The organism is Halopseudomonas yangmingensis (assembly GCF_900114825.1).
GTDB classification, from domain to species: Bacteria; Pseudomonadota; Gammaproteobacteria; order Pseudomonadales; family Pseudomonadaceae; genus Halopseudomonas; species Halopseudomonas yangmingensis.
The window spans coordinates 301886-318511 of record NZ_FOUI01000002.1 but is presented as its reverse complement, the minus strand read 5'-3'; the positions used below and the strand labels follow the sequence as shown (position 1 = coordinate 318511).

Sequence of the window (16626 nt, the reverse complement as noted above, 5' to 3'; positions counted from 1 at the left end):
ACCGATATTCCTCGCTTGGAACAGGCTCAAATTTATTCGTAGTGAACAATGTATGACTGAAAGACATGGTGCGCCATCACTGGGGCGGATGGATCTGAATCTGTTTCGGGTGTTTGAGGTGATCTATCGCGAGCGCAATCTGACCCGTGCGGCGGCGGTATTGCATGTCAGTCAATCGGCGGTCAGCCATGCGCTGGCTCGCCTGCGCGAGCAGTTTGCCGATCCTCTGTTTGTCCGGCAGGGACGGGGTGTGGCCCCAACGGCGATGGCGCAGCGGCTGGCGCCGGGCATCTTCGACAGTCTGGCCGGGTTGCAGCAAAGCCTGGCACGGCTCGGGCGCTTTGATCCGGCCACCGATACCCGGCTGGTCACCCTGAACATGCCGGAGCAGCTGGAGCCAACGCTGTTGCCCGGGTTGTTGCAGCAGCTGTCGCAGGCGGCTCCTGGGCTGCGGGTCCGGACTTCCAGTGTGCGTTGGCGCGAGCTGCCACTGGCGATGGCCGCCGGGCAGATCGATATGGCTATCGAGATCGCCCGTCCGGTCGAGGCAGCCTTGCGTCAGGTGCAATTGCTTAGTGAGCCCCTGTGCGTGGTCGCCGGCCCGGGCTTTGTCGGAGAGTTGGATGCTCAAGCCTATCTGGCCGCGGGGCATGTCGCAGTGGCCTCCTGGCGGCGTGGTCTGAGTTTCGAAGATCTGGCGCTGAGTCATTTGGGGCTGGCGCGCAGCGTTCGGCAGCGCTGTCAGAACTACCATGCGGCCTGTCTGATTGCCGCCAACAGCGACCTGCTGCTGACCATGGCTCGCCGGCATGCCGAGTTGCTCAACCGCGGCAATGGCAACCGGATTCTGCCCTTGCCGTTACCCTTGCCGCCAGTGGGATTGAATCTGTATTGGCATGAGGACATGGAGCAGGACGCCTGCAACCTGTGGCTGCGCCAGCAGCTATTGCTGCTGGCGGGTGACAGGGGCTAGAACAGCTCCAGCGGGGTGATGGCATCGTCGATCAGATAGCCGCCAGATTCCAGTTCACTCCAGGGCGGCGGCGCATCCTCTTCCTTGAACACTTCAAGAATACCGTCACGACTGCCGGGACGGGCGGCACGACCGGTCAACGGATCAATGCGTACATTGATCAGCCCGGGCGGCATCGGCTGGCTGTGTTCAGGTTTGCCATCCAGCGCCACCTCCATAAAACGCATCCAGATCGGCAGAGCGGCGGTGCCGCCAAATTCGCGTCTTCCGAGCGTATCCGGCTGATCGAAGCCGACCCAGACTGTGGTGGAGAAGTCACCGTTGTAACCGGCAAACCAGGCGTCTTTCTGCTCGTTGGTGGTGCCGGTCTTGCCTGCCAGGTCGCCTCGTTGCAGGGCGCGTGCTCGCGTGGCCGTGCCGCGGGTAATTACATCCTTGAGCATGCTGGTCAATTGATAGGTAGTGCGCGGATCAACAACCCGGTCTGCCGCAACAGGCTGTGGCGGCAGGAGGGAGTCAGGCAGTTTGTCCTTGAGGGTCAGCAGGCGCTGCTCATGTTGCTGTTGCGCGTCAGGTGTTACAGGCGGGACTGCCACGAACAGCAGGTTGCCATGGCGGTCAGTGATGCGCTCAACCAGCCACGGCTCAACGTTATATCCACCATTGGCAATGACGGCGTAACCCCGGGCAATTTGCAAAGGGGTGAGCTCAGGGGTGCCCAGTGAGGCTGAGAGATTGCGCGGCAGTTCGCGGCGACTGAAGCCGAAACGTTCGATGTAGCTCAGGGATTGGTCGACGCCCAGATCTTGCATCAGTCGGATGGATACCAGGTTGCGCGAGCGATACAGTGCTTCGCGCAATCTGATAGGGCCAAGGAAGTCGCCGCCGGAGTTGCGTGGCCGCCATTCGGTTGCCAGATATTCGTCGACATAGACCAGCGGGGCGTCATTAACCAGACTGGCCGGTGTGTAGCCGGCATCCAGGGCGGCCGCGTAGAGAAATGGCTTGAAGCTTGAGCCGGGCTGGCGCCTTGCCTGGGTTACCCGGTTGTAATTGCTTTGCAGGAAGGAAAAGCCACCGGACAAGGCCTGGATGCTGCCGTCTTGCGGCGAGAGAGCTACCAGGGCGCTCTGGGCTGTCGGGATCTGCGACAGCTCAAGCGCCCCGTCTGTGTTTGAGCGCACTCTTATCAGATCGCCAGCGTTGAGCACCTCGGACGGGTTGCGTGGTACCGGTCCCATGCTGTTGGCGTTCCGATAGGCTCTGGCCCAGCGCATTTGTGGCCATTCAATACGATCCGTCACGTTGTCGCGCAACATGACGTCGGCGCCCTTGTCGTCAACTGCGATAACCAGCGCAGGCTGCTGATCGCCAATTATCTGTGTGCGCGCCAGCAAGCGAGCCCACTGGTCTGACGGCAGGTCGGCATGATTGGCTTCCGCTCCGCGATATCCGTGGCGACGGTCATACTCGATCAGTCCTTCACGCAAGGCGCTATCGGCTGCCTGTTGCAGTTGTGAGTCAATGGTCAGATAAACGTCGAAGCCGTCTGTGTAGGCGCGCTCGCCATAGCGCTCGAGCATATCCAGTCGGGCCATTTCAGCAGCATAGGGCGCATCAAGCTCGGTGCTGCTGCGATGGATGCGGGCGCTGATGGGGGCCGCGATTGCTTGCAGATAGCGCTCCTCGGAAATATGACCCAGGCTGAGCATCCGCTGCAGGATCCAGTCCCTGCGAATTTGTGCGCGCTGCGGATTGGCGATCGGATTGAAGCGCGAAGGCGCCTTGGGTAAACCGGCTATCATCGCCAACTCAGCCAGATCAAGCTCGCTGATAGTTTTGCCGTAATAGATCTGTGCGGCCGCCTCGATGCCGTAGGCGCGGTTGCCGAGATAGATCTTGTTGACGTAAAGCTCGAAAATTTCCTGCTTGCCGAGATTGCGCTCGATCTGCAAGGCGAGCAGTATTTCATTGAGCTTGCGTGAGAATACCCTCTCACTGGAAAGAAAGAAGTTTTTGGCCACCTGCATGGTGATAGTGCTTCCGCCAGTCTGGATCTGGCCGGATTGCAGTAACTCGGTGGCTGCTCTTATCAGGCCTTTGGGGTCTACACCATGATGATTGAGGAAATTGTCATCCTCGGCGGCTAGCAGGGCATTGATGAAGTCGGCTGGCACCTCGTCGAAAGAGACGGGAATTCGGCGCATTTCACCGAATTCGGCAATCAGCTTGCCATCTGTGCTATACATTCTGAGAGGGGTTTGCAGCTGAACATCACGCAGGGTTTCGACATCCGGCAGGGAATGCCCGAGATAGAGCGCCGTGGCCGATAGAGCCAGTATCGGTGCGGTGATCAGGGCGGCCGCTGACCAGATAAGAAAACTCAGAAAACGCAGCATGGAAGTAGGTCGTTTTACCGTTTGCGAGTGATGGCTGCACAGGCTGCCAAGTGAGAAAGGGTTAACAGTACGCATTATAAGCGCAATTTTTTTGCAGAAGCCATTTGCGCTTGACGTTGGACTGTTATTTAATGCAGGAAAACATAAACCGTCCGTAAGTGTCGGATGCTGATAGGAAATTGGCTGTGCTAGGGCTCATCAAGAAAAAAACAAATGCGCTGCTGGGCATCGACATCAGTTCCACTACCGTGAAACTGATAGAGCTCAGCCGGTCAGGCGGTCGCTTCAAGGTCGAAGCCTATGCGGTGGAGCCCTTGCCGGCTACCGCTGTGGTGGAGAAGAACATCGTCGAGCTCGAGGGTGTGGGGCAGGCCCTTGAGAAGGTTCTGGCACGCTCGCGAACGTCGCTGCGTCAAGCGGCGGTGGCGGTAGCCGGTTCTGCGGTGATCACCAAGATCATCGAGATGGATGCCGGCCTTGATGACGACCAGATGGAAGAGCAGATCAAGTACGAGGCGGACCAGTATATTCCCTATCCGCTCGATGAGGTCGCCATCGACTTCCAGGTTCAGGGACCGTCCCCCCGTAATCCCCAGCGTGTCGAGGTGTTGCTGGTAGCCTGCCGACGTGAAAATGTCGAAATTCGCGAAGCGGCACTGGCAATGGCGGGTATAGGTTCCAAGGTTGTCGAGGTTGAGGCCTACGCCATGGAACGTGCCTGCGAGCTGGTTCTGGATCAGCTGGAAGGTGGTCGAAAGGATCTCACCGTGGCGGTGATTGATATCGGTGCCACCATGATGACCCTTAGCGTGCTGAATCAGGGGCGCACCATCTACACCCGCGAGCAGCTGTTCGGGGGCAAGCAACTCACTGATGAAATTCAGCGGCGTTACGGCTTGTCCCAGGAAGAGGCTGGATTGGCGAAGAAGCAGGGTGGTCTGCCCGACGACTACGAAAGTGAAGTGCTGACATCCTTCAAGGATGCAGTGGTTCAGCAGGTTTCAAGGGCGTTGCAGTTCTTCTTTGCTGGCGGACAGTATAACGACGTCGATTACATTCTTCTGGCCGGTGGCACAGCCTCCATTCCCGGTCTTGATCAGATGATCCAGCAGAAGCTCGGTACCAACACGCTGGTTGCCAATCCCTTTGCAAACATGACCCTCTCGAACAAGGTCAATGCGGTCGCCCTGAGTAATGACGCGCCAGCCTTGATGATCGCTTGCGGACTGGCAATGAGGAGTTTCGACTGATGGCACGGATTAACCTGTTGCCCTGGCGCGAGCAGCTCCGGGAAGAGCGCAAGAAAGAGTTTCTTACCACGCTGGTGTTGGTTCTGGTGCTGGGGTGTGCGCTGGTATTTCTGGCAGACCGCCAGCTGAACGCCCAGATTGATCACCAGAACGCCCGCAACGAGTTGCTGCGCAAGGAAATCCAGTTGCTGGATAGCCGCATTCGCGAGATTGAACAGTTGCAGGCCCGGCGTAACCAGATGCTTGACCGTATGAAGATCATTCAGGATCTTCAGGGTAACCGTCCCATCATTGTGCGGGTGTTTGACGAGATGGTCCGAACGCTGCCGGATGGTGTGCACTTCACCACACTGGGCATGAAAGGCAAGACGGTTGCAATCAAGGGGGCAGCTGAGTCCAATAGCAGGGTGTCAAGCCTGATGCGACAGCTGGATGCTTCCGAGTGGCTGGCATCGCCGAACCTCACTGCTGTAAGAGCTGTTACTTCCGGTCAGCTGGATCAGGCCAATGTGTTTGAGCTGACAGTGCAACAAACCGCACCCCAGTCGCAGGATGCAGAGGGAGACGCGCGATGAGTCTTGCCAAATCACTGGAAAGCCTGAAGAAGATCGATATAAACGATCTTGACTTCAACAATATTGGATCCTGGCCTGGCGCACTCAAGGTCATCGTGCTTGCGGTGGTGCTGATTGCCCTTCTTGGTCTGGGTTACCAGTTCCATCTGAAGGATCTGCAGGCCGGTCTCGAGACCTCCCGGGCACAAGAGCAGACGCTGAGAAACGAGTTTTCCAGCAAGTCGTTCCGCGCGGCCAACCTGGATGCCTACAAGGCTCAGCTTGAAGAAATCGAGGAGCGTTTCGGTTCTTTGTTGCGTCAACTGCCCAGCGATACCGAAGTCCCCGGTTTGTTGGAGGATATCACCCAGATCGGTCTGAACAGCGGGCTTGAGTTCGAATCGATTACGTTGGGTCAGGAAGTAGCCCAGCAGTTCTACATTGAGCTGCCAATCAATATTGTGGTTCAGGGCAATTATCATGACCTGGCAACCTTTGTCAGTGGCGTCTCCGGATTGCCGAGGATTGTGACACTGCACGACTTTGATATTCAGGTCGGGAGTGCCGGTTCCGCTCCTTTGAAAATGAATATCCAGGCCAAAACCTACCGCTACAGTGACGCACAGGAGGCTCAGTGATGGCAGCACGCAATCAGTTCGCCGCGCTTGCATTGACGCCCATGCTGTTGCTCACGGGGTGTGGCGGAGGCGATTTCAGCGACTTGCAGGCATTCATGGAAGAAACACGCGCACGCCCGGCTGGCAGTATTGAGCCGCTGCCACGTTTCAAGCCTTATGAATCCTTTACCTACACAGCGGCGGACATGAGAAATCCGTTTCAGGTGCCGGTACGGATCGATATCACTCAACGCCAGCGCGGCACCCGCGATGTTCAGCCGGATGAAAGCCGCACGCGTCAGTTCCTTGAAGGCTTCAACATCGAAACCTTTGATATGGTGGGTACATTGAGTAACGCTGTCGGCATGCAGGGCCTGGTTCGGGGTGCCGGCAGTGTTCATCGTGTAAAAATCGGGGATTACCTCGGACGTAATCATGGGCGCATTATCGGCATCAACGAAAATGCAATCGAAGTCGTGGAAATAGTCCCGGATGGTGAAGGCGGTTGGTTAGAGCGCCCGCGGACTCTCAGCTTGTCTGAGCGCGGATAAATCAACCAGGGAGAGAACAAAATGAACTGCAAACAGTCACGCGTGGAACGCACTCAGATGCCTCTGACCAGGAAGTTTACCCTTGCAGCAGTAATCGCGCTGCTGAGCCCGATGGCCTTGGCGGCCAACCTGAAAAACCTCGATGTATCTTCCCTGCCGGGTGATCGGGTCGAGCTGAAGCTCACCTTTGACGAGCCGGTTGTGGATGTGCCGCGAGGCTACACCATTGAGCAGCCGGCGCGAATTGCGCTGGATCTTCCCGGTGTGTCCAATCAGCTTGGAACGCGCAACCGGGAGCTGGGTTTGGGTAATGCCCGAAGCCTTACTATCGTCGAAGCGAATGAGCGTACCCGGTTGATCGTCAATCTGACCAATCTGGTGCCCTACACCACTCGTGCCGAAGGCAATAACCTCTATGTGATGGTCGGTGCTGCATCGGCACCCGGCTATCCACAGCAAACCGCTGCCGCTCCGGTTGCCCCGCCAGCCGTTACGGCAGGTAACTGGCGTGATTCTGAGCAGCCTGCCGTTGCTGCGCGTGCAGTTACAGGTCGCGCGGTAAGTAGTCTGGACTTCCAGCGCGGCGAACTGGGAGAAGGTAATGTAATCATCGATCTCTCCGACCCCTCAATCCGGGTGGATGTTCAGGAGCAGGGCGGGCGTGTAAGGCTTGTATTGGCCGATACCCAGCTACCTGATGAGCTTCGTGTTCGACTGGATGTGAAGGACTTCGCCACTCCTGTCAACTTTATCAATGCCAGCACCAGCGGCAAGGATAGCGTGATCAATATCGAACCCAGCGGTTTCTACGAGCACCTGGTGTATCAGACGGACAACCGCCTGACTGTGAGCTTCAAGCCGCTCAGTCGGGTCGAGGTCGAGCAGCGTCGTGCCGATGCCTTCGCCTATACAGGTGAAAAGCTATCACTGAACTTCCAGGAGATTGAAGTTCGTTCGGTGCTGCAGCTGATTGCAGACTTCACTGATCTGAATCTGGTGGCCAGTGACACCGTTGAGGGCAGTATTACCTTGCGTCTGCAGAACGTGCCTTGGGATCAGGCGCTGGATCTGGTTCTGAAAACCAAGGGTCTGGACAAACGGCAGGTTGGCAATGTGCTGCTGGTTGCTCCGGCGGCTGAGATCGCTGCCCGTGAGCGTCAGGAGCTTGAATCGCAGAAGCAGATTGCCGAACTGGCACCGCTGCGCCGCGAACTGATTCAGGTCAACTATGCCAAGGCGGTGGATATCGCCAAGCTGTTCCAGTCAGTGGTCGCAGCTGAGGGGCAGGCGCAGCGTGGGTCCATTACTGTGGATGAGCGCACCAACAGCATTATCGCAATGGAAACGCAGGACAAGCTGGATGAGCTTCGCCGCATTGTCACGCAACTGGATATTCCGGTTCGTCAGGTGATGATCGAGGCGCGGATTGTTGAAGCCAGCGTTGGCTTTGACAAGGAGCTTGGTGTGCGTTGGGGCGGTAATGTCAATCTGGGGCAGCGTTTTAATGCTTATGGCAAAGATGGAAACATGGGAGTTGTTGAAGATCCAAACCCGATTACTGTAACTGATCCTGTGACTGGTGATTCTCGTGAAGTTTCAAGAACAACCGCCGGGTTTATCGGTATTCCAGAGGTTCCTTTCAATACTCCCTTTGTTGATCTGGGCGTCTTGAATGCCACCTCGGGCATCGGCATCGGTTTTATCACCAATAATGCGATTCTGGATCTTCAGCTCTCTGCCATGGAAAGCACTGGCCACGGCGAGATTATCTCTCAGCCCAAGGTGGTGACCTCGGACAAGGAAACTGCCCGTATCCTGAAAGGTAAGGATATTCCCTACCAGGAATCCAGTTCCAGTGGTGCGACTTCGGTAACTTTCGTAGAGGCGGTTTTGTCTCTGGAAGTGACGCCACAAATTACGCCGGACAATCAGGTGATAATGGATGTGGTTATTACCAAGGATGAAGCTGACTTCAGCAGAACAGTCTTGGGTACGCCAACCATTGATCGTAATGAAGTGAGTGCACAGATTCTGGTGGGGGATGGAGAAACAATTGTGATTGGTGGCGTATTTGCCAGCCAGAATCGCAAGGGTCAGCAAAAAGTTCCCTTCCTGGGTGATTTGCCGATTGTTGGCAGAGCGTTCCGTAAGGATACAAGTGTTGAAAACAAGGAAGAGCTTCTTATCTTCCTGACACCCAAAATCATCAATAACGGCGCTGTAAATATAGCCAGGTAACCTGTTTGCACAATGTGTTTCTGATTGGCCCGATGGGTGCTGGTAAAAGCACCATCGGGCGTCTTCTTGCCCGGGAACTGGGCGTCCCTTTCAAGGACTCGGATCGCGAAATTGAAGCGCGTACCGGTGCGGATATCCCATGGATATTCGATGTGGAAGGCGAGGAAGGCTTTCGTCTTCGCGAAGAAGCAATGATCGACGAGTTGGTTCATGAGCAGGGTATTGTGCTGGCGACCGGTGGCGGCGTGGTAATGCGTGAAAGCAACCGCAATGCCCTGAAAGGCAATGGCTTGGTGGTGTACCTGCGTACCAGTGTCGAGCAGCAGTTGCAGCGCACGGCCAAGGACCGCCAGCGGCCTTTGTTGCAAACGCCAGATCCGGAAAGGGTGCTGCGCGAGCTGATGGCCAGACGGGATCCCTTGTATCGAGAAATTGCTGACCTGGTAATAGATACAGACCAGCGCGGCCCCAAGGGTGTTGTTTCCAGCATAGTTACACGCTTGCGCGAGGATGCCGGTACTGCGCTTTGACGCAGCCTTTCGGCGCTGGCTGTTGTATTCTTGTCCCCCTTGCAGGGGAGAACATAATGCAGCAAATCTCGGTTGATCTTGGCGATCGCAGTTATCCAATTCTTGCCGGAGCGGGTCTCATTACGCGTGGAGACCTGCTGCGCAGCCATATCAAGGGTTCACAAGTCTGTATCGTTACTGACGATACGGTAGCGCCTCTGTATCTTGAGGCCGTCAGTCGCCAGCTGGAAGGGTTGCGCGTTATTTCTGTGGTGTTGCCTACCGGAGAGGCCTTCAAGAACTGGTCGGTTCTGCAGCAAATTCTGGACGCTTTGCTGGAAGCCAGATTCGATCGAAAGTGTTGTCTGCTTGCGCTGGGCGGCGGAGTTGTGGGCGACATGACGGGCTTTGCCGCGGCGATATACCAGCGCGGCGTGGATTTCATTCAGGTGCCTACTACGCTGTTGTCACAGGTTGATTCATCCGTGGGTGGCAAGACCGGGATCAATCACCCTGCCGGAAAGAACATGATTGGTGCTTTTTACCAGCCTCAGGCAGTAATCATGGATACCGATACGCTTCGCACCTTGCCGGCGCGAGAAATAAGCGCGGGCCTGGCCGAGATCATCAAGTACGGGTTGATTCGGGACGTCGGTTTTCTGGCATGGCTTGAACAGAACATGCAAAAACTGCGCACGCTGGATGCCGCGGCGGTAATTCATGCGATCGTACGTTCCTGCGAGATCAAGGCCGAGGTGGTAGCCGCCGATGAGCGTGAAGGCGGCGTCCGCGCCATTCTTAACCTGGGGCACACCTTTGGGCATGCCATTGAAGCTCATCTCGGTTATGGCCGTTGGCTGCACGGAGAGGCTGTAGGCGCCGGTATGGTGATGGCTGCCGATCTTTCCCGTCGACTTGGCTGGATAACACAGCAGGATCAGCAGCGCGCAATCAGCCTGATTTCGGCTGCGGGTTTGCCGGTTTCCTCTCCTGAGGGCATGGAGGTTGCCGACTATCAGTTGCATATGTCCGTAGACAAGAAAGTGATGGACGGAAAATTACGGCTGGTTCTTTTGAAACAGCTGGGAGAGGCGGTGGTAACCGGTGAGTTTGCCCCGCAAGCATTGATTTCAACTCTGGAGCACGCCTGTAATGCGCGATGATATGCAGTCCTTTGCAGCTACCGAGGACTGGCTGGAGAGGTTTCAGCTCAAACATGATCCGTTTGCTCCGCGGCCTGCCGGATTTCGTTTTTTCCAGCCAAAGCGTAAGGAAGTACTTGCGCAGCTACACCACTTTGCTCGCTTTGGCGACCGGCCTGTTCTGGTCAGCGGCCCTGAGGGAAGCGGCAAGACGCTGTTGAGACAGGCACTGGTTGTCAGTAGCGACAAGAACAGCGTGCAATCAGTTGTTATGTCTGGAAAAGACATGCCTGATGCAGAGCAGTTGCTGGCCCATGCCTGCCTTGCGGTGGGTGTTTCCGGTCGCGATGAGGCGGCATTACTGGAAGCCGCACAAAATCTTGCGCGCACCGGCATGCAGGTCTGGCTGGTGGTGGATGATGCGCAGTTGCTGACTGCCGCTGCGCTGCAGATGTTGCTCGATGTGGCTGGAGCGGGTCAAAAGGACGGTGTCCGCCTGTTTTTGTTTGCAGATGGAGCTGTCGAGCGGCTCCTGCTCCAAGTGGAATCCCCGTTGGACGGCGATTGGTTGCAGCGTATTTTGCTCAAGCCTCTGGATGCCGGCGAAATGGCCGTTTATCTGACCGAAAGGCTTGAGGCGGCAGGGCAGGGTATCGAGTTGTTCGATGAAGCCCAGCTTGAGTGGCTGCACGAGCACAGCGAGGGCTGGCATGGCCGTATCAATGAGCTGGCCAGAGAGTTGCTGGCTACAGAAGACGAGCCGGTCGCAGCTGCGCGTAGCCTGCCAGCGATGCCATGGCGTTCACTGGCTGCCTTGGTGCTGGTGGGTGTCGGCGTCCTGATTGCCTGGCGGATGGGGGATACACCGCAGGAGCCGGCCAGAACCGTCTTGCAGTTGCCAGAACCGGTGGTGGAGGCCAGCATGGAAGCGCCGCCGCAGCCATCGTTACCTGTGCAGTCAGGTCAGGCGGCTGCGCTGCAGGCGGTTGCCGAGGATGAGCTGGAAGAGTCACTGGCGGCGGATGTGGTCAGTGAGCCTGTGCCGCCGCCCGTACTTCCTGAGGTTGATGCTGAGCCGGATGTGGTTGCGCCGCCGCAAGACAGACCTGTTGCGACGGTGGCGCCGGTTGTTGCTGCGGAACCTGTGCCGGCAGCAGTGCCAGCAGCTATGGCACAGCCGCCGGCCAGTCAGCCTGCAGCCGCTCCAACTCCAGCTCCAGCTCCAGCTGCTCGTACAAACGAGCCTCCGGCGCGCACTGTTGCGCCAGCAGGTGGCTTGCACGGCGCTGACTGGTACCGGCAGCGCAAAGCCAATGAGTATGTTCTGCAGTTGCTGGGCAGTCGTTCGCGTCAGGCCGCACTGGATTTTGCAGCACAGCACCGTCAGTTGAGTGATCTGGCTTTGCTTGAGACTACCCATGAGGGCAAGCCCTGGTATGTGGTGACCCAAGGTGTGTATGCGGATCGTCAGCGCGCGCAGCAAGCGATAGCAAAACTTCCAGAAAACCTGCGCCGCCAGTCCCCCTGGCCGCGCAGTATCGGCAGTGTTCAGCAGGCCTTGCCCTGAGTTGATCCGTCGGTACCCGTCGACACATAACCCAAAGGCCACCTTGAAGGTGGCCTTTTTCTTGCTTGGAATGTGCTGTCAGGGTGCGTGAATGGCAGCCAGTGTGCGATCCCGGTGCCATATTAGGGCGCCCTGAAGATGCTTCGCACCACATCGGTGCGCAACGCGATAGTGCTGCACGTTTTTGGTTCGCTGTCATGCAATAAAAGCTTTCTTTTTAACGACATTTAAATTCGTAAATGCGTCAAAAAAATTTGTGAGCACGACATTCGGCAGCTACAATCGTGCTCCAATTCGAGGCTGACTGGTCGGTGCGCCGCTGTGGTGCGGCCAGCAGCCAGCCCGTGATCCGTTACAGAGAGTCGAGTCTATGAAAGCAGGTCTGTATCAGCCTGAACAGTTCAGGGACAACTGTGGCTTTGGTCTGATTGCCCACATGCATGGATACCCCAGCCATCATTTGCTGCAGACAGCCATTGAGGCGCTGACCTGCATGACACACCGCGGCGGCATCAATGCTGATGGCAAGACCGGTGATGGCTGCGGCCTGTTGCTGCAGATGCCGGATGCCTTTATGCGTGCGGTTGCCGAGGAGCAATTGTCTGTCAGTCTGCCGCAGCAATATGCCGTTGGGATGCTGTTCAGTGGCCGTAGTGCCGAGGCCCAGCAGCGTGCCCGTGATGCCTTTGCCGCTGCAGTGGCAGATCAGCAGCTGCAGTTGCTGGGCTGGCGTGAGGTGCCGGTGGATGATTCGGTGCTGGGGCCTCTGGCGCTGGAACGCATGCCGCATATCAGTCAGCTGTTTGTTTCCGGTGAAGGGCTGGACGAACAGCAGTTCGCCACCCGGTTGTTCTGCGTGCGGCGCAAGGCAGAAATTGCCATGCAGGACGACGAGAATTTTTATGTCTGCAGCCTGTCGAACCGGGTGATTTCTTACAAGGGCCTGATGATGCCGGCCGATCTGGCCAGCTTCTACCCGGATCTGGCTGATCAGCGCATGCAGACGGCAATCTGCGTATTCCACCAGCGCTTCTCCACCAATACCTTGCCGAAGTGGCCGTTGGCGCAGCCGTTCCGCTTGCTGGCGCATAACGGCGAGATCAACACCATCACCGCCAATCGCAACTGGGCACACGCGCGGCGCAACAAGTTCGTCAATCCGGTTTTGCCTGAGTTGCAGTCGCTGGCGCCGCTGGTCAATGTCACCGGATCAGACTCGTCGAGCATGGACAACATGCTGGAGTTGCTGGTGACCGGTGGCATGGATCTGTTCCGTGCGGTGCGCATGATAGTCCCGCCGGCCTGGCAGAACGTCGAGACCATGGACGCCGATTTGCGGGCCTTCTACGAATACAACTCGATGCACATGGAAGCCTGGGACGGCCCGGCGGGTCTGGTGCTGACCGAAGGCCGCCATGCGGTGTGCATGCTTGACCGCAATGGCCTGCGCCCGGCACGTTACGTGATTACCCGGAACGGCTATATCACCCTGGCCTCGGAAATCGGCGTGTGGAACTACCGGCCGGAGGATGTGGTGAGCAAGGGCCGAGTGGGGCCCGGCCAGATACTTGCCGTTGATACCCAGACCGGCGAGCTGCTGCATACCGATGAAATTGCCAACCGGCTGAAGTCGCGCCATCCCTATCGCAAGTGGCTGAAGGAGAACGCCTTGCGTCTGCAGGGGCGACTGGATGACCGAGACCATGGCAGTGACTTCCTTGAGCCGGAACGTCTGAACCAGTACATGAAGATGTTCCAGGTCAGCTTCGAGGAGCGTGATCAGGTGCTGCGTCCGCTGGGTGAGAATGGCCAGGAAGCAGTCGGTTCGATGGGCGATGACACGCCGATGGCAGTGCTGTCCAGCCGGGTGCGTTCGGTGTATGACTATTTCCGCCAGCAGTTTGCCCAGGTCACCAACCCGGCCATCGACCCGCTGCGTGAGGCCGTGGTGATGTCGCTGGAAACCTGTCTGGGTGCCGAGCGAAATGTGTTCGAGGAAACCGCCGAGCATGCCAATCGGGTGATCCTGACCATGCCGGTGCTGTCACCAGCCAAGTGGCGCAATATCCTTGAACTGCAGCGACCGGGTTTTGCCCACCAGTTGATCGAGCTGAACGCACCGGCCGAGCAGCCGCTGGAGGAAGCGCTGCAGCGCATTACCGCCGAGGCCGAAGCGGCAGTACGGGCCGGCAAGACCCTGCTGGTGCTGAGTGACCGGGCCATCGAGCCAGGCAAACTGCCGGTGCATGCCTCGCTGGCGGTGGGTGCGGTACACCATCATCTGGTTGCCGTAGGTTTGCGTTGTGATTGCAACATTCTGGTGGAAACTGCCACTGCACGTGATCCGCACCACTTCGCCGTACTGATCGGTTTTGGCGCCAGCGCGGTCTATCCCTACCTGGCCTATGAGGTGCTGGGCGATTTGATCCGCACCGGTGAGATCATCGGTGATGTCTACGAGGTAATGAAAAGTTACCGCAAGGGCATCGCCAAGGGCCTGCTGAAGATACTGTCGAAGATGGGTATCTCCACCGTGGCTTCCTACCGGGGTGCCCAGCTGTTCGAGGCGGTCGGACTGTCCGAGGAAGTGGTGGAGCGCTGCTTCCGTGGCGTCTCGAGCCGTATTCAGGGGGCGCGTTTCTGTGACCTGCAGGCCGAGCAGGCATTGCTGGCGGCCGAGGCCTGGAGTGCGCGCAAGTCGATCCAGCAGGGCGGATTGCTGAAGTTCGTGCACGGCGGCGAGTATCACGCCTACAACCCGGATGTGGTGCGCGCACTGCAGGATGCGGTGCAGGGCGACAGCTACGACAAGTACCTGCAGTACGCGGCCATCGTCAATCAGCGACCGGTGGCGGCACTGCGTGACCTGATGCAATTGCGCGAGGCGGCGACCCCTCTGGCGCTGGACCAGGTTGAGCCGCTGGAGCAGATTCTCAAGCGTTTCGACTCGGCGGGCATCTCGCTGGGCGCGCTGTCACCCGAGGCCCATGAGGCAATTGCCGAGGCGATGAACCGGCTGGGTGCGCGCTCCAACTCCGGCGAGGGCGGGGAAGACCCGGCACGCTATGGCACCGTACGCAGCTCGAAGATCAAGCAGGTGGCCTCCGGACGTTTCGGGGTAACTGCCGAGTACCTGGTCAACGCCGAGGTGTTGCAGATCAAGCTGGCCCAGGGCGCCAAGCCCGGCGAGGGTGGCCAGTTGCCGGGTGGCAAGGTCAACAAGCTGATTGCCCGGCTGCGTTATGCGGTGCCCGGCGTCACACTGATTTCGCCGCCGCCGCACCATGACATCTATTCAATCGAGGATCTGGCCCAGCTGATTTATGACCTCAAGCAGGTCAACCCGCAGGCGCTGGTATCGGTCAAGTTGGTGGCCGAGCCCGGCGTAGGGACCATCGCTGCCGGTGTGGCCAAGGCCTATGCCGACCTGATCACCATTTCCGGGTATGACGGTGGTACCGGTGCTTCGCCGCTGACCTCGATCAAGTATGCCGGTTCGCCCTGGGAGCTGGGCCTGTCCGAGGCGCATCAGACCCTGCGTGGCAATGATTTGCGTGGCAAGGTGCGGGTGCAGACCGATGGCGGTCTGAAGACCGGTCTGGATGTGGTCAAGGCGGCGATTCTCGGGGCGGAAAGCTTCGGTTTCGGTACTGCGCCGATGATCGCGCTGGGCTGCAAGTACCTGCGCATCTGTCACCTGAACAACTGCGCTACCGGGGTCGCTACGCAGAACCAGCAACTGCGCGATAACCACTACATTGGCACTGTGGAAATGGTGATGAACTTCTTCACCTATGTCGCCATGGAAACCCGTGAGTGGCTGGCGAAGCTGGGTGTGCGCAGTCTGGAAGAGCTTATCGGGCGTACCGATCTGCTCGAACTGCTGCCCGGCAGCACCGGCAAGCAGCAGAACCTCGATCTGAGCCCGTTGCTTGGCAGCGACCTGGTACCGGCGGACAAGCCGCAGTTCTGTCAGGTGCCGCGCAACCCGCCGTTCGATCCGGGCAACACTGCCGAACAGATGGTTGAGCTGGCGCTGCCGGCGATCGAGTCACTGAGCGGCGGCGAGTTCAGTCTGCCGCTGACCAACTGTGATCGCTCGATTGGTGCCCGGGTTTCCGGCGAGATTGCCAAGCGGCATGGCAATCAGGGAATGGCTGAGGCGCCGGTGGTATTCCGCTTCAAGGGGACTGCCGGTCAGAGCTTCGGGGTATGGAACCTGGGCGGCCTGCACATGCACCTGGAAGGGGATGCCAACGACTACGTCGGCAAGGGCATGACCGGCGGCAAACTGGTGATAGTACCGCCAGCCGGCAGCCCGTTCCGCAGCGAACAGACCGCGATCATCGGTAACACCTGTCTGTATGGTGCCACTGGTGGCCGGTTGTTTGCCGCCGGCACTGCCGGCGAGCGGTTCGCTGTGCGCAACTCGGGAGCCCATGCGGTGATCGAGGGTGCCGGCGACCATTGCTGCGAGTACATGACCGGCGGTCTGGTCTGTGTGCTGGGGAAGACCGGCTACAACTTCGGTGCCGGCATGACCGGCGGTTTTGCCTACGTACTCGACCTGGAGAACAGCTTCTTCGACAAGCTCAACCATGAGCTGGTCGAGCTGCAGCGGATTACCGGCGAACCTATGGAGGCCTACCGCAGCCACCTGGCCAGCGTGCTGGAGGAGTATGTGGCGGAGACCGGCAGTGCCTGGGGTGCCGAGGTGCTGGAGGATCTGGACAACTATGTGCGGCGTTTCTGGCTGGTCAAGCCGAAAGCCGCCAGTCTGCGCTCGCTGCTGACCACCACCATGGCCAGCCCGCAGTAAGCGACTG

Annotated in this window: 11 protein-coding genes; 10 read left to right on the top strand and 1 reads right to left on the bottom strand. The window is 58.3% G+C overall.

Translation table 11 applies throughout. The annotated features are described in order from the left end of the window. Positions 1 to 52 precede the first annotated feature (52 nt). Positions 53 to 973 carry a LysR family transcriptional regulator gene (locus tag BMZ23_RS03640; RefSeq protein ID WP_093472846.1) on the top strand — a complete coding sequence of 307 codons (921 nt, stop codon included), beginning with the start codon at positions 53 to 55 and terminating at the stop codon, positions 971 to 973. Here BMZ23_RS03640 and BMZ23_RS03635 read toward each other — a convergent pair. Further along, positions 970 to 3372 carry a penicillin-binding protein 1A gene (locus BMZ23_RS03635; RefSeq protein WP_093472844.1) on the bottom strand — a complete coding sequence of 801 codons (2403 nt, stop codon included), beginning with the start codon at positions 3370 to 3372 and terminating at the stop codon, positions 970 to 972. The two genes, BMZ23_RS03640 and BMZ23_RS03635, sit on opposite strands and share 4 nt — an antisense overlap. Positions 3373 to 3557: 185 nt before the next feature. Between BMZ23_RS03635 and BMZ23_RS03630 the strand changes: the two genes are divergently transcribed. The 9 genes from BMZ23_RS03630 (at position 3558) to gltB (ending at position 16619) form a co-directional block, all read left to right on the top strand. After that, the gene (locus tag BMZ23_RS03630; RefSeq protein ID WP_093472842.1) at positions 3558 to 4622 is read left to right on the top strand and encodes a pilus assembly protein PilM; all 1065 of its coding nucleotides are present in this window, start codon (positions 3558 to 3560) and stop codon (positions 4620 to 4622) included. Then, positions 4622 to 5197 (top strand): PilN domain-containing protein, encoded by a 576-nt coding sequence (locus tag BMZ23_RS03625; protein WP_093472840.1) that lies wholly within the window; start codon positions 4622 to 4624, stop codon positions 5195 to 5197. Before BMZ23_RS03630 ends, BMZ23_RS03625 begins: the two co-directional genes overlap by 1 nt. Then, positions 5194 to 5814 (top strand): type 4a pilus biogenesis protein PilO, encoded by a 621-nt coding sequence (gene pilO, locus BMZ23_RS03620; protein WP_093472838.1) that lies wholly within the window; start codon positions 5194 to 5196, stop codon positions 5812 to 5814. Before BMZ23_RS03625 ends, pilO begins: the two co-directional genes overlap by 4 nt. Continuing rightward, positions 5814 to 6344 carry a pilus assembly protein PilP gene (locus tag BMZ23_RS03615; protein WP_093472836.1) on the top strand — a complete coding sequence of 177 codons (531 nt, stop codon included), beginning with the start codon at positions 5814 to 5816 and terminating at the stop codon, positions 6342 to 6344. The genes pilO and BMZ23_RS03615 overlap by 1 nt, the downstream gene beginning before the upstream one ends. A 21-nt stretch (positions 6345 to 6365) precedes the next feature. After that, on the top strand, positions 6366 to 8582 hold the full coding sequence (locus BMZ23_RS03610) for a type IV pilus secretin PilQ (protein WP_425431653.1): 2217 nt from the start codon (positions 6366 to 6368) through the stop codon (positions 8580 to 8582). A gap of 5 nt (positions 8583 to 8587) precedes the next feature. Further along, positions 8588 to 9112 carry a shikimate kinase AroK gene (gene aroK / locus BMZ23_RS03605; RefSeq protein ID WP_093472834.1) on the top strand — a complete coding sequence of 175 codons (525 nt, stop codon included), beginning with the start codon at positions 8588 to 8590 and terminating at the stop codon, positions 9110 to 9112. A 56-nt stretch (positions 9113 to 9168) separates the two neighbouring features. Beyond that, complete coding sequence (gene aroB, locus BMZ23_RS03600) at positions 9169 to 10254, top strand: 3-dehydroquinate synthase (protein ID WP_093472832.1); 1086 nt, start codon at positions 9169 to 9171, stop codon at positions 10252 to 10254. Next, entirely contained in the window at positions 10244 to 11800 is a 1557-nt protein-coding gene (locus BMZ23_RS03595) for an AAA family ATPase (RefSeq protein ID WP_093472829.1), read from the top strand. The genes aroB and BMZ23_RS03595 overlap by 11 nt, the downstream gene beginning before the upstream one ends. Before the next feature lie 370 nt (positions 11801 to 12170). Further along, positions 12171 to 16619 (top strand): glutamate synthase large subunit, encoded by a 4449-nt coding sequence (gene gltB, locus BMZ23_RS03590; protein WP_093472825.1) that lies wholly within the window; start codon positions 12171 to 12173, stop codon positions 16617 to 16619. The last annotated feature ends 7 nt before the right edge of the window (positions 16620 to 16626 follow it).